This is a genomic window from Agromyces sp. Root81, from assembly GCF_001429165.1.
GTDB lineage: Bacteria > Actinomycetota > Actinomycetes > Actinomycetales > Microbacteriaceae > Agromyces.
Genome location: NZ_LMIR01000001.1, coordinates 775,663 through 801,463, shown reverse-complemented (window position 1 = coordinate 801,463; position 25,801 = coordinate 775,663). Strand labels below are relative to the sequence as shown.

At 68.9% G+C, this 25,801-nt stretch carries 25 protein-coding genes and 4 tRNA genes; 16 read left to right on the top strand and 13 right to left on the bottom strand.

What is annotated here, in order from left to right; genetic code table 11:
* Nucleotides 1-41 precede the first annotated feature (41 nt).
* A complete protein-coding gene (gene clpX / locus ASE14_RS03850; protein ID WP_056650889.1) occupies nt 42-1,319 on the top strand; it encodes an ATP-dependent Clp protease ATP-binding subunit ClpX in 1,278 nt (425 codons plus the stop codon).
* A 24-nt stretch (nt 1,320-1,343) separates the two neighbouring features.
* Nucleotides 1,344-2,579 carry a benzoate/H(+) symporter BenE family transporter gene (locus ASE14_RS03845; protein ID WP_082600038.1) on the top strand — a complete coding sequence of 412 codons (1,236 nt, stop codon included), beginning with the start codon at nt 1,344-1,346 and terminating at the stop codon, nt 2,577-2,579.
* On the opposite strand, the gene ASE14_RS03840 is transcribed toward ASE14_RS03845, so the two are convergent.
* Both ASE14_RS03840 and sepH read right to left on the bottom strand, forming a co-directional pair.
* Nucleotides 2,580-2,864: a hypothetical protein gene (locus ASE14_RS03840; RefSeq protein ID WP_056650886.1), complete on the bottom strand. Its 285-nt coding sequence runs from the start codon at nt 2,862-2,864 to the stop codon at nt 2,580-2,582.
* Between the two features lie 146 nt (nt 2,865-3,010).
* Complete coding sequence (gene sepH / locus ASE14_RS03835) at nt 3,011-4,078, bottom strand: septation protein SepH (protein ID WP_056650883.1); 1,068 nt, start codon at nt 4,076-4,078, stop codon at nt 3,011-3,013.
* 195 nt (nt 4,079-4,273) lie between these two features.
* On the opposite strand from sepH, the gene ASE14_RS03830 reads away from it, so the two are divergent.
* The gene (locus ASE14_RS03830) at nt 4,274-4,567 is read left to right on the top strand and encodes a DUF4193 domain-containing protein (protein ID WP_056651735.1); all 294 of its coding nucleotides are present in this window, start codon (nt 4,274-4,276) and stop codon (nt 4,565-4,567) included.
* On the opposite strand, the gene ASE14_RS03825 is transcribed toward ASE14_RS03830, so the two are convergent.
* A complete protein-coding gene (locus ASE14_RS03825) occupies nt 4,564-5,028 on the bottom strand; it encodes a DUF3093 domain-containing protein (protein WP_056650879.1) in 465 nt (154 codons plus the stop codon). The two genes, ASE14_RS03830 and ASE14_RS03825, sit on opposite strands and share 4 nt — an antisense overlap.
* Before the next feature lie 38 nt (nt 5,029-5,066).
* Here ASE14_RS03825 and dut point away from each other — a divergent pair, with 38 nt between their 5' ends.
* The 5 genes from dut to dxs all read left to right on the top strand — a co-directional run bounded on the left by dut (nt 5,067) and on the right by dxs (nt 11,983).
* Nucleotides 5,067-5,525: a dUTP diphosphatase gene (dut, locus tag ASE14_RS03820; RefSeq protein ID WP_056650875.1), complete on the top strand. Its 459-nt coding sequence runs from the start codon at nt 5,067-5,069 to the stop codon at nt 5,523-5,525.
* Nucleotides 5,522-6,142 carry a DUF3710 domain-containing protein gene (locus ASE14_RS03815; RefSeq protein ID WP_056650872.1) on the top strand — a complete coding sequence of 207 codons (621 nt, stop codon included), beginning with the start codon at nt 5,522-5,524 and terminating at the stop codon, nt 6,140-6,142. The genes dut and ASE14_RS03815 overlap by 4 nt, the downstream gene beginning before the upstream one ends.
* A gap of 5 nt (nt 6,143-6,147) precedes the next feature.
* On the top strand, nt 6,148-6,936 hold the full coding sequence (locus ASE14_RS03810) for a DUF3159 domain-containing protein (RefSeq protein WP_056651730.1): 789 nt from the start codon (nt 6,148-6,150) through the stop codon (nt 6,934-6,936).
* Nucleotides 6,937-7,092: 156 nt separating this feature from the next.
* On the top strand, nt 7,093-9,903 hold the full coding sequence (acnA, locus tag ASE14_RS03805) for an aconitate hydratase AcnA (RefSeq protein ID WP_056651729.1): 2,811 nt from the start codon (nt 7,093-7,095) through the stop codon (nt 9,901-9,903).
* Nucleotides 9,904-10,033: 130 nt separating this feature from the next.
* A complete protein-coding gene (dxs, locus tag ASE14_RS03800) occupies nt 10,034-11,983 on the top strand; it encodes a 1-deoxy-D-xylulose-5-phosphate synthase (RefSeq protein ID WP_056650869.1) in 1,950 nt (649 codons plus the stop codon).
* A 13-nt stretch (nt 11,984-11,996) separates the two neighbouring features.
* Here dxs and ASE14_RS03795 read toward each other — a convergent pair whose 3' ends face one another.
* The 5 genes from ASE14_RS03795 to ASE14_RS03775 form a co-directional block, all read right to left on the bottom strand.
* Nucleotides 11,997-12,533, bottom strand: a complete 537-nt coding sequence (locus tag ASE14_RS03795) for a dihydrofolate reductase family protein (RefSeq protein ID WP_056650866.1) — start codon at nt 12,531-12,533, stop codon at nt 11,997-11,999.
* A 60-nt stretch (nt 12,534-12,593) separates the two neighbouring features.
* Nucleotides 12,594-14,732, bottom strand: coding sequence for a 3-hydroxyacyl-CoA dehydrogenase NAD-binding domain-containing protein (locus ASE14_RS03790; RefSeq protein WP_056650863.1), 2,139 nt, complete (start codon nt 14,730-14,732; stop codon nt 12,594-12,596).
* The gene (locus ASE14_RS03785) at nt 14,732-15,937 is read right to left on the bottom strand and encodes an acetyl-CoA C-acyltransferase (protein WP_056650860.1); all 1,206 of its coding nucleotides are present in this window, start codon (nt 15,935-15,937) and stop codon (nt 14,732-14,734) included. Before ASE14_RS03785 ends, ASE14_RS03790 begins: the two co-directional genes overlap by 1 nt.
* Nucleotides 15,938-16,013: 76 nt before the next feature.
* Entirely contained in the window at nt 16,014-17,210 is a 1,197-nt protein-coding gene (locus ASE14_RS03780; RefSeq protein ID WP_056650857.1) for an HRDC domain-containing protein, read from the bottom strand.
* Entirely contained in the window at nt 17,203-17,790 is a 588-nt protein-coding gene (locus tag ASE14_RS03775; RefSeq protein ID WP_056650854.1) for a DUF3000 domain-containing protein, read from the bottom strand. The genes ASE14_RS03780 and ASE14_RS03775 overlap by 8 nt, the downstream gene beginning before the upstream one ends.
* 85 nt (nt 17,791-17,875) lie before the next feature.
* On the opposite strand from ASE14_RS03775, the gene ASE14_RS03770 reads away from it, so the two are divergent.
* Nucleotides 17,876-19,090 (top strand): S9 family peptidase, encoded by a 1,215-nt coding sequence (locus ASE14_RS03770; RefSeq protein ID WP_056650851.1) that lies wholly within the window; start codon nt 17,876-17,878, stop codon nt 19,088-19,090.
* A gap of 42 nt (nt 19,091-19,132) precedes the next feature.
* Here ASE14_RS03770 and ASE14_RS03765 read toward each other — a convergent pair whose 3' ends face one another.
* Both ASE14_RS03765 and ASE14_RS03760 read right to left on the bottom strand, forming a co-directional pair.
* Nucleotides 19,133-19,570, bottom strand: a complete 438-nt coding sequence (locus tag ASE14_RS03765; RefSeq protein WP_056650850.1) for a SufE family protein — start codon at nt 19,568-19,570, stop codon at nt 19,133-19,135.
* 47 nt (nt 19,571-19,617) lie between these two features.
* Nucleotides 19,618-20,517: a sulfurtransferase gene (locus ASE14_RS03760; protein ID WP_056650844.1), complete on the bottom strand. Its 900-nt coding sequence runs from the start codon at nt 20,515-20,517 to the stop codon at nt 19,618-19,620.
* A gap of 152 nt (nt 20,518-20,669) precedes the next feature.
* On the opposite strand from ASE14_RS03760, the gene zapE reads away from it, so the two are divergent.
* From zapE to ASE14_RS03745, 3 genes are all read left to right on the top strand, one after another.
* On the top strand, nt 20,670-21,725 hold the full coding sequence (zapE, locus tag ASE14_RS03755; RefSeq protein ID WP_056650841.1) for a cell division protein ZapE: 1,056 nt from the start codon (nt 20,670-20,672) through the stop codon (nt 21,723-21,725).
* 173 nt (nt 21,726-21,898) lie between these two features.
* A complete protein-coding gene (locus ASE14_RS03750) occupies nt 21,899-23,161 on the top strand; it encodes an ammonium transporter (protein WP_056650838.1) in 1,263 nt (420 codons plus the stop codon).
* Between the two features lie 43 nt (nt 23,162-23,204).
* Nucleotides 23,205-23,792, top strand: coding sequence for a type II toxin-antitoxin system PemK/MazF family toxin (locus tag ASE14_RS03745; protein ID WP_082600036.1), 588 nt, complete (start codon nt 23,205-23,207; stop codon nt 23,790-23,792).
* Between the two features lie 55 nt (nt 23,793-23,847).
* On the opposite strand, the gene ASE14_RS03740 is transcribed toward ASE14_RS03745, so the two are convergent.
* Together ASE14_RS03740 and ASE14_RS03735 are read right to left on the bottom strand one after the other, a co-directional pair.
* On the bottom strand, nt 23,848-24,207 hold the full coding sequence (locus ASE14_RS03740; protein WP_056650836.1) for a VOC family protein: 360 nt from the start codon (nt 24,205-24,207) through the stop codon (nt 23,848-23,850).
* A gap of 151 nt (nt 24,208-24,358) precedes the next feature.
* A tRNA-Val gene (locus ASE14_RS03735) sits at nt 24,359-24,431 on the bottom strand.
* A 251-nt stretch (nt 24,432-24,682) separates the two neighbouring features.
* On the opposite strand from ASE14_RS03735, the gene ASE14_RS03730 reads away from it, so the two are divergent.
* The 3 genes from ASE14_RS03730 to ASE14_RS03720 all read left to right on the top strand — a co-directional run bounded on the left by ASE14_RS03730 (nt 24,683) and on the right by ASE14_RS03720 (nt 24,985).
* A tRNA-Gly gene (locus tag ASE14_RS03730) sits at nt 24,683-24,754 on the top strand.
* Between the two features lie 57 nt (nt 24,755-24,811).
* Nucleotides 24,812-24,885: transfer RNA gene (locus ASE14_RS03725), tRNA-Cys, on the top strand.
* Nucleotides 24,886-24,910: 25 nt separating this feature from the next.
* A tRNA-Val gene (locus ASE14_RS03720) sits at nt 24,911-24,985 on the top strand.
* Here the strand turns inward: ASE14_RS03720 and ASE14_RS20320 are convergent.
* On the bottom strand, nt 24,956-25,123 hold the full coding sequence (locus tag ASE14_RS20320) for a hypothetical protein (protein WP_157372764.1): 168 nt from the start codon (nt 25,121-25,123) through the stop codon (nt 24,956-24,958). The two genes, ASE14_RS03720 and ASE14_RS20320, sit on opposite strands and share 30 nt — an antisense overlap.
* A 429-nt stretch (nt 25,124-25,552) precedes the next feature.
* Between ASE14_RS20320 and ASE14_RS19900 the strand changes: the two genes are divergently transcribed.
* Nucleotides 25,553-25,771, top strand: coding sequence for a hypothetical protein (locus ASE14_RS19900; protein WP_082600034.1), 219 nt, complete (start codon nt 25,553-25,555; stop codon nt 25,769-25,771).
* The last annotated feature ends 30 nt before the right edge of the window (nt 25,772-25,801 follow it).

The window sequence follows — 25,801 nt, the reverse complement described above, 5'->3', positions numbered from 1 at the left end:
GGGCTAGGCTCGGAACAGACTCGTCGACTGGGAGGGTTTCGATGGCACGCATCGGAGAGAGCGCCGACCTGCTCAAGTGCTCGTTCTGCGGAAAGAGCCAGAAGCAGGTGCAGCAGCTCATCGCCGGACCCGGCGTCTACATCTGCGATGAGTGCGTCGAGCTCTGCAACGAGATCATCGAGGAGCGCCTCGCCGAAGCCGGCGAGACCGAGGCCGGCGAGTTCGAACTGCCCAAGCCGAAGGAGATCTTCGGCTTCCTCGAGGAGTACGTCATCGGCCAGGAGGCCGCGAAGAAGGCACTCGCCGTCGCGGTCTACAACCACTACAAGCGCGTCCGTTCCCGTGCGGCACTGACCTCGGCCGACGCGCGCGACGACGTCGAGCTCTCCAAGTCCAACATCCTGCTCATCGGCCCCACCGGCTGCGGCAAGACCTACCTCGCGCAGACGCTCGCGAAGCAGCTGAACGTGCCGTTCGCCGTCGCCGACGCCACCGCGTTGACCGAGGCCGGCTACGTCGGCGAAGACGTCGAGAACATCCTGCTGAAGCTGATCCAGGCCGCCGACTTCGACGTGAAGCGCGCCGAGACCGGCATCATCTACATCGACGAGGTCGACAAGATCGCCCGGAAGGCCGAGAACCCGTCGATCACGCGCGACGTCTCCGGTGAGGGCGTGCAGCAGGCGCTGCTCAAGATCCTCGAGGGCACGGTCGCTTCGGTGCCGCCGCAGGGCGGCCGCAAGCATCCGCATCAGGAGTTCATCCAGATCGACACGACGAACGTGCTGTTCATCGTGGCCGGCGCGTTCGCCGGCCTCGAGGACATCATCTCCTCGCGGGCCGGCAAGCGCGGCATCGGCTTCGGCGCACCGCTGCACAACAAAGAGGACGAAGCCGACATCTTCAGCGAGGTGCTTCCCGAAGACCTCCACAAGTTCGGACTCATCCCCGAGTTCATCGGTCGTCTCCCGGTCGTCGCGACGGTGACGCCGCTCGACCGCGAGGCGCTCATGGAGATCCTCACGGTGCCGCGCAACGCGCTCGTCCGCCAGTACCAGCGCATGTTCGAACTCGACGGCGTCGAGCTCGACTTCGAAGAGGAGGCGCTGCAGGCGATCGCCGATCTCGCGGTGCTCCGCCAGACGGGTGCCCGCGGTCTCCGCGCCATCATGGAGGAGGTGCTCGGGCCGATCATGTTCGAGGTGCCGTCCTCCACGGGCGTCGCCCGGGTCGTGGTCACGAAGGCCGCCGTGCTCGACAACGCCGCGCCCACGATCGTGCCGCACACCAAGCAGCGCCGCACCGAGAAGTCGGCGTAACCCGGTCGAGAGCGAGCTCCGCCCATCTTCCACACCGTCGTCGCCGGCGTCATCGCGGCCATCACCGGTTTCGCGAGCTCGTTCGCACTGGTGATCGCGGGCCTCACCGCCGTTGGAGCTTCGGAGACGCAGGCGGCGTCCGGACTCTTCGCGCTCTGCATCGCCACCGGTCTCCTGTGCATCGTGCTGCCGCTCATCACGCGCATGCCGGTCTCGTTCGCCTGGTCGACCCCGGGCGCGGCGCTGCTCGTGGCCGCCGCGGCCACCACGCAGGAGTTCGCCGCCGCGATCGGCGCCTTCATCGTCTGCGGCGCGCTCATCGTGCTCGCAGGGCTCTGGCCGGCGCTCGGCCGGGCGATCACGAGCATTCCGAAGCCGATCGCGAGCGCCATGCTCGCCGGCATCCTCTTCCCGATCTGCGTGGCCCCGGTGTTCGCCGCGGTCGAGCAGCCGGCGATCGCCGTGCCCATGGTGCTCGTGTGGCTCTTGCTCGCGCGCCTCGCCCCGCGGTGGGCCGTGCCCGCGGCGATGCTCGTCGCCGTGATCGGCATCGCCGTGCTGGCCGGACCCGCGGTGCTCGAGAGCGAGGCCGTGCGGCCGCAGCTCCAGTTCGTGGCGCCCGTCTTCGACCCGTTCGTGATCGTGAGTCTCGGTCTCCCGCTCTTCATCGTGACGATGGCCGGGCAGAACGTGCCGGGGTTCGCCGTGATGTCGACGTTCGGCTACCGGCTCGCGCCGCGGCCGGTGCTCGTCGCCTCGGGCGTCGCCTCGACGGCGGCGGCATTCGCCGGCGGCCACGCGCTCAACCTCGCCGCCATCACCGCGGCGATCATGGCGAGCCCCGAGTCGAACCCCGACCCCCGTCGACGGTGGGTGGCCACGTTCACCTCGGGCATCGTCTACCTCGTGCTCGGCGCCGGCGCCGGTCTCGCGGCCGCCGTCGTGCAGGCGTCACCGCCGATCGTCATCACCGCGGTCGCCGGGCTCGCCCTGCTCGGGGCCATGGTCACCGCGCTGACCGGAGCCTTCGAGGACCCGAGCCAGCGGATCACCGCGATCGGCACGTTCCTCGTGACGGCATCGGGGGTCGCCGTCGTCGGAATCGGCTCCGCATTCTGGGGGCTCGCCGTCGGCGGCGTGCTGATGCTGTGGCTCGGCCGCCCGGCCGCACCCGCAGGGGCGGGCGCAGCGACGCCGCCAGCGGCCGCAGCACGCCGCTCAGGCGACGACGAGCGCGATCTCGACGCGGAGCCCGTCTAGTCAGTCGAAGACGCGCACGAGCTCCCAGCGGCCGTCGTGACGGCGAACGTCGAACACGTGCGTCTCCCCGTCGTCGGCGCTGGCCTGGAAGCGCCATCCGGTGATCTGCAGCGGCGGCCGGCCGGGCGCGACGTCGTACCCGGCCACCGGCGCCCACCAGTCGCACGGGCCGACGAGGGTCGTTGGAGTGTCGTTCACGCGGAACCGGCGGGACCGCCACACGAGACGCTCGGGGCGGCCGTCGTCGCTCGTCCAGAGCTCGACGTACTCCTGCACGAGCGACATGGGCACCTCACCGATTCGAAGATATGTTCGATCGTAACACCGGGTGCGCGCATGCGGAACGCCGCCGAGCACGAGGCTCGGCGGCGTTCGGAGGGTGCGATCGTCGATCGGTCGAGATCGACGCAGGAGCGGGTTCGGTCGCGAGGTCAGGCGAGGTCGTCGTCGGTGCGTGCGCCGAAGACGATCTCGTCCCAGCTCGGCATCGATGCGCGGCCCTTCTTGGCGCTGCCGCGAGCACCGGAGTTGCTCGAGACGCCCTTGCCGCCCCAGATGCTGCGAGCAGCGGCGCCCGGCTTCTCCTCGGCGGACTGTTCCGACTCCTGGGTCTCCTGCACCGGGGTCGGGGCGAGCGGTGCCTGCTGACGTTCGGGCTCGCTGCCCGCCGCCTCGCGTTCGCCGCGACGGCGACGCAGAGCCTCGAGCAGGTCGGCGGTCTCGCCGAGCGACTGCTTCGGCTCATCCGCTCGCTTGATCGCCGCACGTGCGACCGCCGGGCTCGAGGCCTGGGGCGTGCGCGCGTACGGAAGCGGCTCGAGGTGCGGTGCCGTGTCGAAGTCGCCGTGCTCGGGCTCCTCGAACGTGAAGGCGCCGCTGTCGAAGCGCGACTCCTCTGAGTCGGGTCCGACGGCGCGGAGGCGGGGGATGAGCCCGCCCTTCATCTCGCCCTGCTGCGAGAGCGTGATCGCCTCGGAGTTCAGCGGCTGCAGCGACTGCTTGCGGGGCTCGAAACTCCAGCGCGCGTCGTGGTCGATGGTCTCCGCGGTGAACTCGAGCTTGATGATCCAGCCGCGCTCCTCGTCCTTCCAGCTCGCCCAGCGTTCGCCGTGGGCGCCGAGCTGCGCGAGTCGCTCGCGGATGACGCCGCCGAAGACGGGCTGCTCATCGGCCGGATCGGCCTCGGGGGTGACGTGCACGGGGACGGCGAGGGCGGAGGTGACCATGTGTTCGCGCTCGGCGAGCACCGGCCCCTCGAAGCGGCGGATGTAGTCGATCGACGCCCCGGTGACCTGTGCGACCTCCTCGGCGGACATCCCTGCACGAATGTGCGCCTGCACCTCGCGGGGTGAGGGTTTCGGACCGGTGTGCTGTTCGGGCTGCGCCTGGCGGATGCGAGATTGCAGTACCTCGTCGATCTCGATCCGGAAGCGCGCTCCATCGTCGGAGGCGGCGAGCAACGCGCCGTTCTCGACTCCGATTACCTTGAGTTCCTGCATCGCGACAAGCCCTTCCGTGCCTTCGTCTCCGCCCAAGGATGCCACGTCCTGATGTGTGCTCGTGGGAATAGCCCGGGCGCGCCGGAAGTTGAGCACGGAGCAGCTGTGGAAACGCTGCGAAAGTGGTTTGCTAACGCCACCGATTTGATGCAGACTATGGCCGCCGAATCATCGGCGATGAAGAAATGGATGGGAATGGCAACGGATTACGACGCACCGAGGAAGACCGAAGACGACTCCGAGTCGATCGAGGCCCTCAAGGAGCGCGTCCCCGACAAGATGTCGGGCGTAGTGGATGTCGACGACGCCGATAACCCCGGTGGGTTCGACCTCGCTGGTGCCGATCTCTCCGACGTCGAACTCGACGTCGTGGTGCTTCCGCCGCAAGCCGACGAGTTCACCTGCGTGAACTGCTTCCTGGTGAAGCACCGTTCGCAGATGGACCACGAGACGAAGCTCGGACCGATCTGCATGGAGTGCGCGTCCTAGACGCCCGGCTCGGTACGCTCAGGCCGTCGTGATCCATTGATCGCGGCGGCCAGTTCTTTCGGATGACGCGTCGAGATGAGCCAGTACGGCGTCGGATCCGTCGGGTCGGTGATCGGCACCCGCACGACGGGCTGCACCCAGCCGCGGATCACGAGGAACGCCCTGGCATCGAGACCCGTGCCCCGTTCGACGCGAGCTGCGGCATCCGTCGCCCCGGTCGCGATGCCCGTGTCGGCGAGGGCGATCGAGGCGCGACCGGCGCGGAGCCGGCCCTCTGCCACCTCGATGACGGGCGCGGTCACGCTGAGCGCTGCGACGGTCGCGCCATAGAGGATGACGCCGGTGGCGATGCCGGCCGGCATCGAGACGGGCGCCAGCACGAGGATGCTGGAGGGGATGAGCAGCAGGCTGGCGATGTAGATCCACGGCGTCGGCCAGAGTTTCTCGCGGTAGTCGGGCATGGCTCTATTCGACCAGACTTCTGCACTACCCTCGAACAGTGACCGATTCCGTCGATGTGCTGATCACCGCTGACCGCGTCCCGAACTACGCCCATCCGGGCGACGCGGGCGCCGATCTCCACGCTTCCGAGTCCGTCGTGCTCGGCCCCGGCGAGCGGGCCACGGTGGGCACCGGCGTCGCGATCGCACTGCCCGACGGTTACGTCGGCTTCGTCGTGCCGCGCTCGGGCCTCGCCTTCAAGCACGGCATCACGATCGTCAACGCGCCCGGCACCATCGATGCCGGCTACCGCGGTGAGATCAAGGTCGCACTGTTGAACACCGACGCCCGCGAGGCGCACACGATCGAGACCGGCGACCGCATCGCCCAGATCATCGTGATGCCGGTGAGCCGCGCTCGATTCGTCGAGGTCGAGCGGCTGCCCGGCAGCCTGCGCGGCGAAGGGGGATTCGGCTCCACCGGATTCGGGGAGCACAAGTCAGGAGTGAACGCGTGAGCGACATCGAAACCGGCGGCGACTTCCCCGCCGAACAGCCCAAGTCGGCGCCCGAAGACCGTGCAGCCGCCGGCCCGTTCGACGAGGCGGAGGCGAACCCCGTTCGCCCCTACGTCGACCTCGGCGGCGTGAAGGTGCTGCCGCGCGAAGGACTCCACCTCCGTCTCGAGGTCGAAGAGGGCACGAAGCGCGTCGTCGCGATCGGCCTCGACTACGCGAACTCGACGCTGCAGGTGCAGCCGTTCGCCGCGCCGCGCTCGAGCGGACTGTGGCACGAGATCCGCGCGCAGATCGCCGACCAGATCGCCCGTCAGGGCGGCTCGACCACCGTGCGCGAGGGGTCCTTCGGCCCCGAGCTGCTCGCGCAGATCCCCGTCGCCGCCGGCGAGGGCCAGCAGGGTCAGATGCGACTCGCCCGGTTCATCGGCGTCGACGGCCCCCGCTGGTTCCTCCGCGGCGTGATCGCGGGCGAGGCGGCGGTCGACCCCGCCGCGGCCGCGAAGGTCGAAGACCTCTTCCGCTCGATCGTCGTGGTGCGCGGCACCACGCCGATGCCGCCGCGCGATCTCATCCCGCTGCGCATGCCCGCGTCCTCCGCGGGCGCTCCCACGGTGTGACCGCGATGACGGACCCGTCCGGTTCGCCGCGCCCCGACGAGGGCGATCGAGCGGATGCCGCGGCGGACGCCGAGTCCGCCGAAGCCGGCGAGTTCGGCCGGCAACTGGCCGCCGCCGCGGAGAAGAGCGGACTCGGCGCGCTCGCGCGCGACGAGAAGCTGAGCGGCCGCGACCTCCTCACGGCGGTCGGCGGTGTCCGGGGCATCCTCGAGGCGCTGCTGCCCGGACTCGTCTTCCTCCTCGTCTACAGCGGGCTCACGAGCTTCGCCGGTCAAGACCCGCAGGCTGCGCTCGTGCCGGCGCTCGTGGCATCCGTCGGCCTCGCGGTGATCTTCACGATCGCCCGCCTCGTCGTGAAGGGCCAGCCGACCCAGGCCATCGCCGGCCTCATCGGCGTGCTCGCCTCAGCAGCGCTCGCCCTCTGGTCGGGTGACGCACGCGACAACTACGTGCTCGGGTTCTTCACGAACGCCGCGTACGCGCTCGCGCTGACCATCTCGCTCTTCGTGCGCTGGCCGGCGATCGGCCTGATCGTCGGGTTCCTCATGGGAGACGGCATCGCCTGGAAGCAGGACAAGCGCAAGTACCGCGCCGCACAGTTCCTCACGCTCGTCTGGATCGGCCTGTTCGTCGCGCGCCTCGCGGTGCAGCTGCCCTTCTATCTCGTCGACAACGTCGAGGCCCTCGGGGCCACCCGCCTGCTCATGGGCGTCCCGCTCTATGCGCTCGTGCTGGTCTTCTCCTGGCTGGTCGTGCGGGCGGTCTACCCGTCATCCGCTCGCGCTGCCGAGTGATAGAGTTATCTCGACGTCAAGATAAATCCGCACACCGTGCGAGGCCTGTCGGCGGGCGAGTGGCTTAGGTTACCCTTGCTGGAACAGCCCCATGTCTGACGGAGAAGATGGAGTGCCGCCTGCATGTCCGGCGGCATCCGCGAAGGAGAGGACATCGTGTCTGCAGTGAACAGTTTCGGGGCGAAGGACACGCTCCGCGTCGGTGATGAGTCCTACGAGATCTTCCGACTCGACACCGTGCCGGGCCATGAGAAGCTTCCGTTCAGCCTCAAGGTGCTGCTCGAGAACCTCCTGCGCACCGAAGACGGCAAGAACGTCACCAAGGAGCAGATCGAGGCCCTCGGGTCGTGGGTGCCGACGGCCGAGCCCGACACCGAGATCCAGTTCACGCCGGCACGTGTCGTGATGCAGGACTTCACCGGCGTCCCCTGCATCGTCGACCTCGCCACGATGCGTGAGGCGGTCGTCGCGCTCGGCGGCGACCCCAACAAGATCAACCCGCTCGCGCCGGCCGAGATGGTCATCGACCACTCCGTCATCGCCGACCTCTTCGGCACTGAGAACGCGCTCGAGCGCAACGTCGAGATCGAGTACGAGCGCAACGGCGAGCGCTACCAGTTCCTCCGCTGGGGCCAGACGGCGTTCGATGACTTCAAGGTCGTGCCGCCGGGCACCGGCATCGTGCACCAGGTCAACATCGAGCACCTCGCGAAGGTCACCTTCACCCGCGAGGTCGAGGGAGTGCTCCGCGCCTACCCCGACACCTGCGTCGGCACCGACTCGCACACCACGATGGTCAACGGCCTCGGCGTGCTCGGCTGGGGCGTCGGCGGCATCGAGGCCGAGGCGGCCATGCTCGGCCAGCCCGTCTCGATGCTCATCCCCAAGGTCGTCGGCTTCAAGCTGTCGGGCGCGATTCCCACGGGCGTCACCGCGACCGACGTCGTGCTCACGATCACCGACATGCTCCGCAAGCACGGCGTGGTCGGCAAGTTCGTCGAGTTCTACGGCTCCGGCGTGGCATCCGTGCCGCTCGCCAACCGTGCCACCATCGGCAACATGAGCCCCGAGTTCGGCTCGACCGCCGCCATGTTCCCGATCGACGACGTGACCCTCGACTACCTGCGCCTCACTGGCCGCAGCGACGAGCAGATCGCCCTCGTCGAGGCGTACTCCAAGCTCCAGAAGCTCTGGCACGACGCCGACAGCGAGCCCGAGTTCAGCGAGTACATGGAGCTCGACCTCTCGACCGTCGTTCCCTCGATCGCCGGCCCGAAGCGTCCGCAGGACCGCATCGAGCTCTCGGAGTCCAAGATCGCCTTCGAGAAGGACCTCCTGAACTACGCGACCGTCGACCACGACCTGGTCGACCTCGAGGGCGCCGAGTCCTTCCCGGCATCCGACCCGCCCGGAAACTCGCCCGAAGACGAGTACAGCCACCACGAGCACCACCACAAGAGCCACGCTCCTGCGACGGCCTCGAAGCCGACGGACGTCACGCTCGGCACCGGCGAGACGTTCGTGCTCGACCACGGCGCGGTCGCGATCGCGGCGATCACCTCGTGCACCAACACGTCGAACCCGTCGGTCATGCTGGCGGCCGGCCTCCTCGCCCGCAACGCGGCGAAGAAGGGCCTGAAGGCGAAGCCGTGGGTGAAGACCACCCTGGCGCCGGGCTCGAAGGTCGTCACCGACTACTACGAGAAGGCGGGCCTGACCGACGACCTCGAGGCCCTCGGCTTCTACACCGTCGGCTACGGCTGCACCACCTGCATCGGCAACTCGGGCCCGCTGCTCGACGAGATCTCGGCAGCGGTCAACGACTCCGACCTGGCCGTGACCGCGGTGCTCTCGGGCAACCGCAACTTCGAGGGTCGCATCAACCCCGACGTGAAGATGAACTACCTCGCGAGCCCGCCGCTCGTGATCGCGTACGCTCTCGCCGGCTCGATGAACTTCGACTTCGAGGTCGACTCGCTCGGCAAGGACACCGAGGGCAACGACGTCTTCCTGAAGGACATCTGGCCCGACGCCGCCGAGGTGCAGCACACGATCGACACCTCGATCAACAAGGACATGTTCGTCACGCAGTACGCCGGCGTGTTCGACGGCGACGAGCGCTGGCGCTCGCTCGAGACGCCGACCGGCGCGACCTTCGAGTGGGATGCCGAGTCGACGTACGTGCGCAAGCCCCCGTACTTCGACGGCATGACCATGGAGACGACCCCGGTCACCGACATCGCCGGCGCCCGCGTGCTCGCCAAGCTCGGCGACTCGGTCACGACCGACCACATCAGCCCGGCCGGTTCGATCAAGGCCGACAGCCCGGCAGGTCACTACCTGACCGAGCACGGGGTCGACCGCAAGGACTTCAACTCCTACGGCTCGCGTCGCGGCAACCACGAGATCATGATCCGCGGCACCTTCGCGAACATCCGCCTGAAGAACCAGCTCCTCGACGGCGTCGAGGGCGGCTACACGCGCGACTTCACGCAGGCCGACGCGCCCCAGTCGTTCATCTACGACGCGAGCCAGAACTACCAGGCGCAGGGCACCCCGCTCGTCATCTTCGGCGGTAAGGAGTACGGCTCCGGCTCGTCGCGCGACTGGGCGGCCAAGGGCACGAGCCTGCTCGGCGTCAAGGCGGTCATCACCGAGAGCTTCGAGCGCATCCACCGCTCGAACCTCATCGGCATGGGCGTCGTCCCGCTGCAGTTCCCCGCAGGCGAGAGCTGGGCGTCGCTCGGCCTCGACGGCACCGAGGTCGTCTCGATCTCGGGCCTCGAGCAGCTGAACGAGGGCGTCACGCCGAAGACCGTTCACGTCGTCGCCACGCCGAGCGAGCACTCCGCTCCCGGCAAGGCGACCGTCGAGTTCGACGCGGTCGTGCGCATCGACACGCCGGGTGAAGCGGACTACTACCGCAACGGCGGCATCCTGCAGTACGTGCTGCGCTCGCTCGTCTAAACGCTCGCAAGGGATTCGGGGCGGTCGGCTTCTTGCCGATCGCCCCCTTCTCTGCCCGGCTTCGCATGAAGCCCGGCGTAGACTCGTTCCGTTCAGCGGGACCGCCCGCGACCTTCCGGAGGCAAGACGCATGACCCTGCTCGAGACCATTTCAGGACCCCGTGATCTCGATGCGCTGAGTCCCGAACAGCTCGATCAGCTGGCGCGCGAGATCCGCGAGTATCTCGTCGAGTCCGTCTCGAAGACCGGCGGGCACCTCGGTCCGAACCTCGGCATCGTCGAGATGACCATCGCCATCCACCGCGTCTTCGAGTCCCCGCGCGACGCGATCGTCTTCGACACCGGGCACCAGTCGTACGTGCACAAGCTCCTGACGGGGCGCCGCGACCTCTCCACGATCCGCAAGACCGGCGGTCTCGCCGGCTACCCGCAGCGCTCGGAGTCTGAGCACGACATCGTCGAGAGCTCGCACGCCTCGAGCTCGCTGTCATGGGCCGACGGCATCTCCAAGGCCTTCGAGATGACCGGGCAGGACGACCGGCACGTCGTCGCCGTCGTCGGCGACGGTGCACTCACCGGCGGCATGACGTGGGAGGCGCTCAACAACATCTCCGACGACAACACGCGCAAGCTCATCGTCGTCGTCAACGACAACGGCCGCTCCTACGCGCCCACGATCGGCGGCATGGCGCGCTTCCTCAACACGGTGCGCACGAAGCAGACGTACCGCAACCTGCACCTCTCGAGTCGTCGCGCCTTCGACCGCCTCGGCGCCCCGGCCAGCGCGTTCTACCGCGGCGTGCGCGGCGGCCTGCACGGCTTCCTCAGCCGCTTCACCGACAACGAGGCGCTCTACTCGAACCTCGACATCAAGTACATCGGCCCGATCGACGGGCACGACGAGCGCGCCATGGAGTCGGCGCTCCGCCAGGCCAAGGCCTACGGTGCGCCGGTCATCGTGCATGCGATCACCGACAAGGGGCGGGGCTACGAACCCGCCCTGCGTGACGCGGCCGACCAGTTCCACGCCGTCGGCCAGATCGACCCCGAGACCGGGGAGTCGCTCGAGACCGCATCGGCCCCGTCGTGGACGAGCGTCTTCGCCGACGAGCTCGTGCACCTCGCCGAGAGCAACGAGCGCCTGGTCGGCATCACCGCCGCGATGCTGCGCCCCACCGGGCTGCATCGCATGGCGGAGCGCTTCCCGAGCCGCGTGTTCGACGTCGGCATCGCCGAACAGCACGCCGCGACATCCGCCGCCGGCCTCGCCTTCGGCGGCCTGCACCCGGTGGTCGCCGTCTACGCGACCTTCATGAACCGTGCCTTCGACCAGGTGCTCATGGACGTGGCGCTGCACAAGGCCGGCGTCACCTTCGTGCTCGACCGCGCCGGAGTCACCGGCCCCGACGGCCCCAGCCACCACGGCGTGTGGGACCTCTCGATCCTGCAGGTGGTCCCCGGCATCCGCATTGCCGCACCACGCGACTCCGTACGGCTCGTCGAGGAGCTCGGCGAGGCCGTGGTCGTCGACGACGCACCGACCGTCATCCGCTTCCCGAAGGGCACCGTCGGCGTCGACTTCGACGCGGTCCGGCGCACCGCCGACGGTGTCGATGTGCTCGCCGAGTCCGAGCGGAAGGACGTGCTCATCATCACGGTCGGCCCGATGGCCGACACCGGCCTGCAGGTCGCCGAGCGGCTCGAGGCGCAGGGCATCGGCGCGACCGTGGTCGACCCCCGGTGGGTCGTTCCGGTGCCGCGCAGCGTCATCGACCTCGCCGCCGAGCACCGCATCGTCGTCAGCATCGAAGACGGCATCCGCGTCGGCGGCATCGGCACCCGCATCCGGCAGGACCTCCGCGAGGCGGGCGTCGACACGGCCGTCACCGAGCTCGGCCTGCCCGACGAGTTCCTCGACCACGGTTCGCGCGGCGACATCCTCGAGCGGGTCGGACTGACCCCGCAGCACATCGCACGCGACGTCACCGCGATGGTGCTCGGCTCGAAGCTGCCGCACGCTCGCGGCGCCGGCATCGACGCCGAGGTGTCGACCGACACCCGTCCGCAGCCGCGCGTCTGACGTTCGCCGGGCGTCAACCCGTGCGGTAGACGTGCTCGACCGCGCCGTTCGGGAACGGCGTCGTTCGGACGAGCGTGAAGCGCGGCGTCACCGTGGCGACGGGCAGGAGCGGTCTGCCACGGCCGAGTGCGACCGGCATGTAGGTCACGAGCAGTTCGTCGAGCCGCCCAGCCTCGAGGAACTGGGCGGCGGTCGGTCCGCCGCCGACGATCCAGACGTTCCGATCGCCCGCGCCCGCTCGTGCGGCCTCGGCGACCGGCAGAACGTCGCCGGACGCGAACCGGATGTCGGAGTCGGGCGGTACCGGCAGCCGCCGATGCGTGAGCACCCAGGCGGGCCGGGCGCCGAAGTCCCAGTTGCCGGGCTGCTCCCGGAGGATCCACTCGTACGTGGAGGCGCCGAGCACGACCGCGCCGACATCGGCGAAGAAGCGATCGTAGTGCTCCTGGAACGCATCGAAGCCGAACTGCAGCAGCCACTCGAGCCCGTGATGCTCGTCGGCGATGAAGCCGTCGAGGCTTGCAGCGACGTAGTACTGGAACTTCGCCATGCACCGAGCATAGAAGCGGCCCCCGCCTTTCGCCGGGGGCCGTTCTGGTCGTGCTGGTGGCTACGCGCCCACTCCCGTGATGGTCGGGTGGTGGAACGTGTCGCCGAAGACGCGCTCGGAGGCGCCGACCCGGTCGAGGTAGGGCGTCAGGCCGCCCATCTGGAACGGGAATCCGGCACCGAGCACCATGCAGAGGTCGATGTCCTCTGCGGCCGCCACGACGCCGCCGTCGAGTATGAGGCGCACCTCGCGGGCGAGGCCGTCCTGCAGGGCGATGAGAATCTCGTCGGCCGAGCGGGGGTTCTTGCCGCCGGCGACGATCTTCAGGGCGCCCTTGTCGAAGCCCTTGACCTTGCCCTTGTCGTCCTTGTCGAGCAGCTTGCCGTAGTCGGCGAGCTTGTGCAGGTTCTCGCTGCGGTAGAACCGGTCGGGGAACGCCGCGTGGTGGGTGTCGAGCACGTGCGCACCGACCTTGAGCCCGACCAGGTCGAGCAGCACCGACGGCGCCATCGGCAGGCCGAGCGGGGCGATCGCCTCGTCGACGGTCTGGAACGAGGTGCCCTCGTCGACGGCCCGCATGGCCTCGCCGAGCAGCACGGCGAGGAGCCGGTTGACGACGAAGCCGGGGGTGTCGGCGGTGATGACGGCGTTCTTGCGCAGGTTCTTCGCCGTGACCATGGCGGTCGACAGCGTCGCCTCGTCGGTGTGCGGCGTCTTCACGACCTCGATGAGCGGCATGACCGCGACCGGCGTGAAGAAGTGGAAGCCCACCAGGCGCTCGGGGTGCGCGAGCTTCGCGCCGATCTGCTCGACCGACAGCGACGAGGTGTTCGTGGCGAGCACGGCCTCGGGCGAGATGAACTGCTCCACCTCGGCGAAGACGTTCTGCTTGATCTCGAGCTCTTCGAAGACGGCCTCGATGACCCAGTCGCAGTCGGCGAAGTCGGCCTTGTCGGTGGTGCCCGTGACGAGGGCCTTCAGGCGGTTGGCCTCGTCGGGGGAGATGCGACCCTTCTCGAGGAGCTTGTCGATCTCCTCCGCGATGTAGGCCACGCCCTTGTCGACGCGCGCCTGGTCGATGTCGGTGATGACCACCGGCACCCGCAGACGGCGCACGAAGAGCAGGGCGAGCTGGCTCGCCATGTAGCCGGCACCGAGCACGCCGACCTTGGTGACCTTCTTCGCGACCGACTTGTCGGGCGCGCCCGCCGGGCGCTTCGCGCGCTTCTGCACGAGGTTGAAGGCGTAGATCGAGGCCTGGAGCTGGTCGCCGACGATGAGCTCGGAGAGCACCTCGTCTTCGCGTTCGAAGCCCTCGGCCTTCGTGCCGCTCTTGGCCGCCTTCATGAGCTCGAGCGCCGCGTACGGCGAATTCGGCACCGAGCCGATGCGGCTCTTCAGCATCTTCGTGGCGATCGCGATCGCCGCGTCCCACTTGACGAGCCGCTCCACCTTGCCGGGCTCGTTGGGCCGCTTCACCTTGATGCGGCCGGAGACGACGCCGTCGGCCCACTTGATCGAGTCCTCGAGGAAGGCGACCGAGTCGAACTTCGCGTCGGCGATGCCGAGCTCCATCACGTCGTCGGCCTTCATCGTGCGGTTCTGCTTCAGCGGGTTCTCGATGACGACTTTGAGGGCGTTCTCGATGCCGATCAGGTTCGGCAGCAGGTACGCGCCGCCCCAGCCGGGGATCAGGCCGAGGAAGACCTCGGGCAGGGCGACGGCGGGCACCGAGGCATCCACCGTGCGGTAGTCGGCGTTCAGCGCGATCTCGAGGCCGCCGCCGAGGGCGAGGCCGTTGATGAACACGAACGACGGTACGCCGAGCTCGGAGGCCTTGCCGAGCGCGAAGTGGCCCAGCTGGCCCATCTTGCGCGCGATGTCGCGGTCGGGGATCTCGGCGACCTTCGACAGGTCGGCGCCCGCGGCGAGGATGAACGGCTTGCCCGTGATCGCGACGGCGTGGATCTCGCCGGCCGCGGCGCGCGCCTTCAGCTCGTCGAGGGTCTTCGCGTACTCGAGCAGCGACACCGGGCCGAGCGTGTTCGGGCGGGTGTGGTCGCGGCCGTTGTCGAGCGTGACGAGGGCGAGCGTCTTGCCGTCCGAGATCGGCACGTCGCGCACGAAGGAGTGCGTGACGACCTCGTCGTCGGAGAGTGCGGCGAGCGAGTCGAAGTCGATCTTCGTGTAGTCGGTCATCAGGCCTTCTTCGCCTTCTTGTCGTAGTTCGGGTTCTCCCAGACCATGGTGCCGCCCTGGCCGAGGCCGACGCACATGCTCGTGATGCCGTAGCGCACGTCGGGGCGCTCGGTGAACTGGCTCGCGAGCTGGTTCATGAGTCGCACGCCCGAGGAGGCGAGGGGGTGGCCGACCGCGATCGCGCCGCCCCACGGGTTGACACGGGTGTCGTCGTCGGCGATGCCGTAGTGGTCCATGAACGAGAGCACCTGCACGGCGAACGCCTCGTTCATCTCGAAGAGGCCGATGTCGTCGATCGAGAGGCCCGCCTTGCGGAGCGCCTTCTCGGTGGCCGGGATCGGGCCGATGCCCATGATCTCGGGGTCGACACCCGCGAAGGCGTAGCTGACGAGCTTCATCTTCGGCGACAAGCCGAGTTCCTTCGCAGCGGCACCGGAGGCGAGGACCGCCGCGGTCGCGCCGTCGTTCAGGCCCGATGCGTTGCCGGCCGTGATGCGGCCGTGGGGGCGGAACGGCGTCTTCAGGGCGGCGAGGCCCTCGAGCGTCGTCTCGGGGCGCATGACCTCGTCGCGCGTGGCGAGGCCCCAGCCCTGCTCGGTGCGGATCGCGACCGGCACCAGGTCCTGCTGGATCTTGCCCGCGGCGTACGCCGCCGCCGTCTTCTGCTGGCTCGCGAGGGCGAAGCGGTCGCTGCGCTCCTTCGTGAGCTGCGGGAACCGGTCGTGGATGCGCTCGGCGGTCGCGCCCATCACGAGGGCGTCCTCGCCGACGAGGCGCTCGCTGAGGAAGCGCGGGTTCGGGTCGACGCCCGAGCCCATGGGGTGGTGGCCCATGTGCTCGACGCCGCCGGCGATCGCGATGTCGTACATGCCGAAGCCGATCGAGCCGGACATCATCGCGGCGGCCGTCATGGCGCCCGCGCACATGCGGTCGATCGAGAAGCCCGGCACGGTCTTCGGGAGTCCGGCGAGGATCGCGGCCGTGCGGCCGAGGGTCAGGCCCTGGTCTCCGGTCTGGGTCGTCGCGGCGATGGCGACGTCGTCGATGCGGTCCTTCGGGATGTTCGGGTTGCGCTCGAGGAGTCCGACGATCGCCTTCACGACGAGGTCATCGGCCCGGGTGTTCCAGTACATGCCCTTGTCGCCGGCCTTGCCGAACGGGGTGCGGACCCCATCGACGAATACGACTTCAGCTTGATCAGCCACGCTGCAGCTCACTTTCGGTCAGGATGCTTCGATCCTACGAACGCCGCTGTGGAGGCGCTGAATCGCTTGACGGAATCTACGAAGCGTCGGAGGCGGCGTCCTCGACGGATTGTGCCGCCTCGACAAATGCAGTGGCGATTCTCTGTGAGGTTGCGGCAACCTGCCACTGGCGTGCGCCGAGGGCCAGGAGCGCCTCGCCGACGGCCTCTGCTGTCGTCTCCGCGGGCGGCGTCCATGCCACCCGGCGCAGGTGATCGGGGGTGAGCAGGTTCTCGACCGGCATGTTCATCTGCTCGGCGACCTCGGTCACGGCGGCCTTCGCGAGCCTGAGGCGCGCGTCGGCCTCGGGGTTGCGTGCGGACCAGGCTCGCGGCGGCGGCGGAGCATCGCTCGGCACCCGCACCTGCGGCAGCTCGGTGGTCGTGAGTCCGCGCTCGACGGCACTCCACCAGCGGTCGAGCTCGGTGCGGCTCGCGCGGCCGTTGAACTCGCGCAGGTCGGCGAGGGCGCGCCGGGTCGACGGCAGCGTGCGGGAGACGGCGAGGAGCGAGGCATCCGGAACCAGGCGACCGGGCGCCACGTCGAGCTCGGTCGCGAGCTCGTCACGCGAGAGCCAGAGTTCGCGGGCGACCGCGAGATTGCGGGGGCTGCGCATGGCATGGATGCCGGAGAGCCGGCGCCAGGGCTCGGCAGCCGGCGGCTTCGCGGCACGGTGCAGCACGGCGTCGAACTCCTCGGCCGCGAGCTCGGCCTTGCCGTCCTCCTCGAGTCGGGCGCCGAGGCGTTCGCGCACGTCGACGAGGAGTTCGACATCGAGTGCCGCGTACTTCAGCCATGACTGCGGCAGCGGTCTCGTCGACCAGTCGGACGCCGAGTGCTCCTTGGCGAGCTTGATGTCGAGCAGCTCCTCGACGACCGAGGCCAGCCCCACCCTCGGCATGCCGAGGAGGCGCGCTGCGAGCTCGGTGTCGAAGATGCGCTCGGGGTCGAGGCCGACCTCGCGAAGGCATGCGAGGTCCTGGCTCGCCGCGTGCAGCACCCACTCCTCGGAACGGATCGCGTCCTGCAGTGCCGAGAAGTCGGGGATCTGCGGCGGATCGAAGAGGAAGGTGCCGGAGCCTCGCCGGAACATCTGGATCAGATAGGCCCGCTGCGAGTAGCGGAATCCGCTCGCCCGTTCGGCGTCGACTGCGATCGGGCCCTCGCCGTCGAGGATCCGCCTCACCGCCTCATCGAAGGCGGCGGGGGTCTCGATCACCTGGAATTCATCCACGGTTCGTCCTCCGACGGGGCAGGGGCGTCACCCCTTCTGATCGGGGCGGCAGTCCTGCGAGCATGCACAACAACTCCGCCCAGCCTTCCACATGCGGGCCGATGGCCGAGTCGAGGGGCGTCCACGACGCGCGCAGTTCGATCTGCGCGCCGTCGCCCTGGCGGGCGAGCTCGCCGAAGCCGGTCGAGAGGATCTTCGTCGCCGTGCCGGATGCGGCGATGTAGCGCGCACCCCGCGCGTCGAGCGCGTCGACGAGCCACGACCAGGCGACGTCGGCGAGGAACGGGTCGAGGCCGATGTCGGTCTCGAGCGGCGCCTGCGCGAAGCAGACGATGCGGAAGCGGCCGCCCCAGGCCTCTGGTTCGCTCTGGTCGTACAACAGCACGAACCGGCCGGTGCCGAGCTCCGAGTCGTCATGTCGGCTCGGCATGACGTCGGCCGAGAGCGCGACGGCGTTCGGGGCGAGCGAGCCGGGAGCGGGGATCTCCGAGATGCGCAGTTCCGCCCTGGGGGTGGCCGCCCGCAATGACTCGAGGGCGGCCTCGAACTCGGAGGGAAGCGGAGGCGCTGAGTCGGGCACGAGTGCAGACTAGAGTCTCGGATACTGGGGACGTCGGCGGCACGCCGCGCCACCGGCACACGATGACTGCTTCGGGAGGAAACGGATGCGTCGAAAGCGCGGTGCACGTTCCGCGATCGGGATCGCCTTTGGCGCCGTCGGGCTCATCGCCGTGACGATCGGGGCCGCGACCGCCGCCACTGCGGTGTTCTTCGCGCGGAAGGTCGTCACGCCGCCCGAGCGACGCGAAGAGGACGTGCGGATCACCAGGGTCGACCTCGCCGCGGGCGAGATCACGCTGGTCGGCTCGGAGGAGACGCGCATGCCCGGCCGCTACGGCCTCTGGTTCGACCGCGACGCCGGTCATGCCCGTCTGGGCGACGTCATCGAGGACGGAGCGCGCGAGGTGCGGCGCAGCATCGAATCCATCGACTTCGGTCGCCTCGACCGGGCGACTCGCGGCCGCATCAACGGCTGGTACCACCTCGGCCCCTGGGAGCTCGGGCTGCCGTACGAGAACGTCGTCGTCGAGACGGAGCTCGGCGCTGCGCCGGCCTGGCTCATCAGGGCGACGGATGACTCGACCCGCTGGGTCATCCAGGTGCACGGCCGTGGCGTGAAACGACCCGAAGGGCTGCGCGCGGTGCCGCCGGCGCACGCCGTGGGCTGGAACACCCTCCTCATCTCCTATCGCAACGACGGCGAGGCGCCTGAGAGCGAGGACCGCAAGTACGGTCTCGGCGGCACCGAGTGGGCCGATGTGGTCGCCGCGACCCGGTTCGCGGTCGAGCACGGCGCCGAGGAGATCGTGCTCATGGGCTGGTCGATGGGCGGCGCCATCTCACTCCAGGCGGTGCTGCGATCTGCGGAGGTGCGCGAGCGGCTCGTCGGGGTGATGCTCGATTCGCCGGCCATCGACTGGGCCGACATCCTCCGCTTCCAAGGGCAGTTGAACAACCTGCCGCCCGAGTTCGGAGACCTCGTGGTGCGGCTGCTCGGCGGACCGCTCGGCAGCGGCCTCACCGGCATCGGCGCGCCGATCGCCGTCGAAGACCTCGACCCGATCGCCCGTGCCGACGAGTTCGACGTGCCGATGCTGCTCATGCACAGCGTCGACGACGGGTTCGTGCCGATCGACGGCTCGCGCCGCTTCGCCGCTGCTCGGCCCGACCTCATCGACTTCGAGGAGTTCGAGGGCGCACGTCACACGAAGCTCTGGAACGCCGAGCCCGATCGGTGGACAGGTCTCGTGCACGACTGGCTCGCACGCCACAGCGAGAGCCCGGAACGGCTCGGTGACGAGGCGCAGATCGTCGGCTGACGACGAGTTCGCGAGTTCGCGAGTCCGCGAAGTGCGTCGAGCTCAGACGGCGATGCGCTCGCGCACCTGTCGCTTGATGCGGCCGAGCATGCCGGTCATGCCGCGTACGCGAAGCGGGGAGACCGCCGCGCCGAGGCCGAGCGACTGCGGGTAGTCGGCGGGCACGTCGAGCACCTCGTCGGCGGTCAGTCCGTCGAGACCCTGCACGAGGATCGAGGCGAAGCCGCGCGTCGTCGGCGACTCGGCCGGCGCCGTGGCGTACAGGTGCACCCGCCCGTCTGCGACCTCGACGAAGATGAACACCGGCGACTGGCACTCCTCGACCCGTTCGAACAGGTCGGGGTGGTCGGCGTAGCGCTCGGGCAGCTCGGGCAGCTCGTTCGAGAACTCGAGCAGCAGTTGCAGGCGATCGCGCACGCCGAGTGCGAGGAAGTCCTCGCGGGTCTCGGCGAGTCGTGCGGGCAGGGTCGTCGCGTTCATCGGAATCCATTCTCCCATGTCGTGCGACGCCCCCGCCCGGCGCGGCGTCAGCGGGCGGGCGCCTCGCCGCGCGCCTCGCCGGTCACGATGGGCACGCGGACGGCGCTGCCCCACTCGGTCCACGAGCCGTCGTAGTTGCGCACCTTCTCGAAGCCGAGGAGGTGGTTCAGCACGAACCAGGTGTGGCTCGAACGCTCGCCGATGCGGCAGTAGGCGATGATGTCGTCGCCGTCGGCGAGACCGACCTCGTCGCGGTAGATCGCGTCGAGTTCGGCGCGGGACTTGAACGTGCCGTCGGCGGCCGCGGCACGGGCCCAGGGCACGGATGCCGCGGTCGGGATGTGACCCGCGCGCAGGGCGCCCTCTTCGGGGTAGGCGGGCGCGGTCGTGCGTTCGCCGCTGTACTCCTCGGGGGAGCGCACGTCGACGAGCGGGTTGCCGAAGTGGGCCAGCACGTCGTCTTTATATGCGCGCACCGCACGGTCGTCGCGCTCGACGACCGGGTACTCGACGAGCGTCACCTCGGGTGCCGCGGTCGTGAGCTCGCGGCCCTCGGCGATCCAGAGGTCGCGGCCGCCGTCGAGCAGGCGCACGTCTTCGTGGCCGAAGAGGGTGAAGACCCAGAGCGCGTAGGCGGCCCACCAGTTGTTCTTGTCGCCGTAGATGACGACGGTGGTGTCGCGGGCGATGCCCTTCGAGCCGAGGAGGGCGGCGAACTGCTCGCCGCCGACGTAGTCGCGCACGACGGGGTCGTTGAGGTCGAGGTGCCAGTCGATCTTCACGGCACCGGGGATGTGCCCGGTCTCGTAGAGCAGCACGTCCTCATCGGATTCGACGACGACCAACCCGGGCTGACCGAGGTGCTCGGCGAGCCAGTCGGTGGTGACGAGACGCTCGGGGTGTGCGTACTCGGCGAGCTTCGCAGCGGCGTCGAATTCGGCGGACATGGGGTACCTCCTGGGATCGCCTGGTCGGGCGGGGTGTTCGGGGGAGCGGACTAGGCTGATCACCTGTCCACCACGAATCTACGCGGCGCAGGGGGCGAAGTCAGCAGCCCTGTCATCCGATGCAATAGATGCACACCGGGAGCTCCTCCAGCATGACCACGGCATCGAGCCAGTCACTCATCCGTCTCGTCGAGAGGAACCCGTCGATCTCGGGGGCCGAGATCGCTGCAGAGCTCTCGCCGCCGCCGCAGTTCGAGCACGCGTCGTTCGAGTCGTACCGCCCCGACCCCGACTTCCCGTCGCAGCAGGCCGCACTCGACCGCTTGAACGAGTTCGCCGGCGCCTGGCGCGCGGCGCAGCGTCCGGGCGGGTTCTTCTCCCGTAAGCGTCCTGCCCGCATCGAGCTGCCGGGCGTCTACCTCGACGGCGGGTTCGGCGTCGGCAAGACCCACCTGCTCGCCGCGCTCTGGCACGTGGCGCACGGACCGAAGTACTTCGGAACGTTCATCGAGTACACGGCCCTGGTCGGCGCGCTCGGCTACCAGCCGGCGGTCGAACTGCTGCGCGGTGCGAAGCTCGTCTGCATCGACGAGTTCGAGCTCGACGACCCGGGCGACACGATGCTCATGACGCGGTTCCTCGGCGAGCTCATGGCCGGCGGCACGCGCGTCGCCGCGACGTCGAACACGCCGCCGAACGCGCTCGGCGAGGGCCGGTTCGCCGCCTCGGACTTCCTCCGCGAGATCCACGCCCTGTCGTCGAACTTCGAGACGCTGCGCATCGACGGGCTCGACTACCGCCGCCGTGACACCGAGGGCCACGCCGAATCGCTCGCGGGCGACGCCGATGTCTCGCGCACGGCCGCGGCACTCGCCGCGCGCGGCCACCGGATCTCGCTCGACGGCTTCGACGACCTCGTCGCGCACCTCGCGACCGTGCACCCTTCGAAGTACGTGAAGCTCGTCGCCGGCCTCGAGTTCATCGCCCTCGAGGGCGTGCATGAGCTCACCGACCAGAACGCGGCGCTGCGCCTCGTCGCCTTCATCGACCGCGTCTACGACGCCGAGGTGCCGATCATCGCGAGCGGCCTGCCGCTCGACGAGGTCTTCGGCGGCGACATGATGTCGGGCGGCTACCGCAAGAAGTACCTCCGAGCGATGTCGCGCATGATCGCGCTCACCACGGGCGAGCTGCCCCCGCACGACTGAATCCAGTTCGCCCCGGCGATTCACATCGCTTGAGCGGCGCTCGGAAACGTGCTGTTTACCTGCGGGCTCCGTACGTAACAGACGCGAAACAGTAGATGGTCCCGATCGAAACGTCCTCTCGTGAAACTTGGCGACACAGGTTCCCCCACCTGTATTCCTGAGAGAGGTTCGAGATGGATCAAGGCAACACCGCGTTCCTGTTGATCATGGCGGCCCTGGTGCTGCTCATGACCCCCGGACTCGCGTTCTTCTACGGCGGCCTCGTCAAGGCGAAGAGCGTCATCAGCATGATGATGATGAGTTTCGGTGCGATCGGCCTCATCGGCGTCCTCTGGGTGCTGTACGGCTACGCGATCGCCTTCCCGGGTGCCGAGGGCCTCGTCGCCCCCTGGTCCATCGACTGGTCGGCCATCGGCCTGACGAGCCTGCTCGAGACGCCCGAGGATGCCGCGTACCCGCCGCTCGCCTTCGTGGCCTTCCAGGCGACGTTCGCGATCATCACGGTCGCGCTCATCTCGGGTGCCATCGCCGACCGCGCGAAGTTCGGCGCGTGGATGATCTTCGCCGCGATCTGGGCGACCATCGTCTACTTCCCGGTCGCGAGCTGGGTGTTCAACTTCGGCCTCGCCGACGACGGCTCGTTCGCCTACGGCGGCTGGACCACGTTCGGCATGCAGGAGGCCTTCGGTGTCGGCGTCATCGACTTCGCCGGCGGCACCGCCGTGCACATCAACGCGGGTGCCGCGGCCCTCGCCCTGGCGCTCGTGCTCGGCAAGCGGGTCGGTTTCTCGAAGGGCGCCCACGTGCCTCACAACCCGCCGTTCGTGCTCCTCGGCGCCGGCCTCCTCTGGTTCGGCTGGTTCGGCTTCAACGCGGGCTCCGAGCTCGCGGCAGACGGCACCGCGGCCCTCGCCTGGGTCAACACGCTCGCCGCCCCGGCAGCGGCACTGCTGGCCTGGCTCCTCGTCGAGAAGATCAAGGACGGCAAGCCCACGTCGGTGGGCGCGGCATCCGGTGCGGTGGCCGGTCTCGTGGCCATCACCCCCGCGTGCGCCTCCCTCACGCCCGGCTGGGCGATCGTGCTCGGCCTCATCGCCGGCGCGGTCTGCGCCCTCGCGATCGACCTGAAGTTCAAGTTCGGCTTCGACGACTCGCTCGACGTGGTGGGCATCCACCTCGTCGGCGGTCTCATCGGAACGCTGTACCTCGGCTTCTTCGCGAACAACACGGGCCTCATCTACAGCGGTGACCCGACGCAGCTGCTCGTGCAGGCGATCGCGGCCTTCTCGGTGCTGGCCTACTCGTTCGTGCTCGCCTTCATCATCGGCACCGTCATCCAGAAGACGATGGGCTTCCGGGTGACCAACGAAGACGAGATCGCGGGCGTCGACACCGTGCTCCACGGCGAGGACGCGTACAAGCTCGAGACCGTCTGAACCTGACGGAATCACCGCGACGGCGGTGGGGTAGTGTGCCGGTGTGTCAGACACCAATCGCTTCCTCACCGCCCTCGTCCGTGTCGTCGGGGCGCTGCTCGGGTCCGGGGCGTCACGTTCCTCAGTCGGCCAGTCGCGGCCGCAGCAGGGCGGCACGACGCGAACAGCGGATGCCCCTGAGCCGGCGTCGACCTCGACCGACACGCTGTCGCCGGGGCAGGCGGGGGAGTCCGCCACCATCGAGGTGGATCCGGGCCGCCTCCGCGGCGTCGAGCTGGGCTACTCGCCGTCCCGTGACGGCGAGCCCGACCCCGGCGAGGTCGTATGGACCTGGGTGCCCTATGAGGAGAACGACGGGCGCGGCAAGGATCGCCCCGTGGTCGTGGTCGCGGCATCCGGAGCGGGCGACTACCTGGCCGTGCAGCTGACCAGCAAGGCCCACGACGGCGACCGCGACTTCGTTTCGCTCGGCACCGGCGCCTGGGACGGTGAGGGGCGGCCGAGCTGGGCGCGCATCGACCGGGTGTTCCGCGTGCGTGCCGGAGGAATGCGCCGTGAGGCGGCCTCCCTCGACGCCGAGCGCTACGGCCGCGTGGCCGCGGCGCTCGACGCGCGCTACGGCTGGCGCTGAGGTCGTCGTCCGGGCCGGTGCGCGATCGTGTGCACTCGGTCAGGATCGGGCGAGTTCAGGCGCGTGGCGGCTTGTGGAGCCCGAACGGCGACCCCTGATTATCACGGCACAGGCGGAACTCGCCGAACGTCGCGACGGTCGCCTCATCCTCGCCGCCTGGGAGGGACTCGATGGTGCCGCCGAGCCGCTCGACAGCGGCGACCGCGGCGTCCAGGTTCTCGACCCTGAAGAAGACGTAGGGCGCGGCGCCCGGGTCGCCGCCGTGCACGCCAGCGGGCACGCCGGCCCCGGTGACCGCGTAGCCGTCGCCGCCCGGACCCGTTTCGAACGTCCAGCCGAAGAGCTTGCCGTAGAAGCTGCGTGCAGTCGTGGCATCCGCTGCCCCGAACTCGATGAATGAGACCTCGCCCGACATGGTTCCCCCTCGCCTCGCGCGTGCTCAGGGCACACGGTAGTCGGCGGCCCAGCAGGCCACAACGGGAACGGGACGGCCGGATGCGGCCGAGACGTCGGGAGCGTAGACACCCCGGAAATGAAGAAAGCCCCCAGTGGAGTGGGGGCTTTCGTGGGCGATGCCGGGCTCGAACCGACGACCTCTTCCGTGTGAAGGAAGCGCGCTACCAGCTGCGCCAATCGCCCATGTGGGATTTGCGAGTCACACGCGGTGACCGCGGACTCGATACTAGCCGACCGAGGAGGGTGAATGCACATCGAGGGATGGGTGTGCCGTCGGCACAGGCTCGGGGAGGCCTCGAACCCGCTCGACACGCCCGGGATGCGGGGTCGGATTCCGCCCGTGATCAGCGCGAATCCGCCGCTCGACCCCGTCAGTTTGTGAATCGTTCAGGGAATCAGTTAGAGTCTTCCTGCACGCAGAAATGCGGAGCAACGCGGATGTGGCGCAGTGGTAGCGCATCACCTTGCCAAGGTGAGGGTCGCGAGTTCGAATCTCGTCATCCGCTCTGATCAGGATGGGGCGAAAGCCCCATTCCTGTTCTTTTGGTGGTGAACCCAGACACGGTGGATTGGCCGAGAGGCGAGGCAGCGGCCTGCAAAGCCGTATACACGGGTTCGAATCCCGTATCCACCTCCAAGCTGAGAACTTCCATTCTCGACTTGGGCGATTGGCGCAGCGGTAGCGCGCTTCCCTGACACGGAAGAGGTCACTGGTTCGATCCCAGTATCGCCCACCACAAGAAAGCCCCGGCATCGCCGGGGCTTTCGTCGTTTCCGGGCTTGCGTGCCCGTGCTTCCATCACAGAGTTGACACGATGAACCGCGTGCACATGTTCCTGGTCGACGAGACGAACCGTGACTTCGTTGAGAATCATCTCTTCATCGTTGGCGGACTGGTCTACGCGCCCGAGCAGTTCCCGCAGGTGGATGCTGCAGTCGAGGCGTGTCGGCGGGCGGCTGGCTATCGTCCTGGCTACAGCCACACACAGGCCGTCCCGCAGCAGTCGCCCGTTCGTCGCGTGGAAGGATCAGCAGCGTGCGAGGAGTCGAGAGCGTAAACCGGACCCACGCGGCTCCAGTTCGGGGAACGGAAGTCGATCGAGGTCGCACACGTGCAGTAGAACTGGCACGCAAGGCGGTTGGAAGGGCGGGAGCCAAGACGGAGATTCCTCTCAAGAGGTTCGCGGTTATCTAACCCGCGTTGCGTCGGGGGAACGGGAGTGACTGGCCGCTTTGCGCGGCCTCCCGCGAGCTGTCTGTAGTCACCAGTAATGTGTCGTTGGCAGAGCGAGGGGTGGGACAGCATGGCGCTGACGACATCATTGGCGGGACGGGGCCGGAACACGAACCTGCCGAAGAGTCACGCTCTTGTGCCGCTTCTGGAAGCCGTCGTCAACGCCATCCAAGCGATCGACGCCCGACCGGCCGACACCGTCGACTCGGGCGAGCCGGGTCGCATCGTCGTGGAGTCGATCATTGATGACGAGCTCGGGCAAAAGTGGCGAGACGGGGACGCGTGGTAGCCGCGCCTCGCGCCGCCCAGGTGCAAGGAG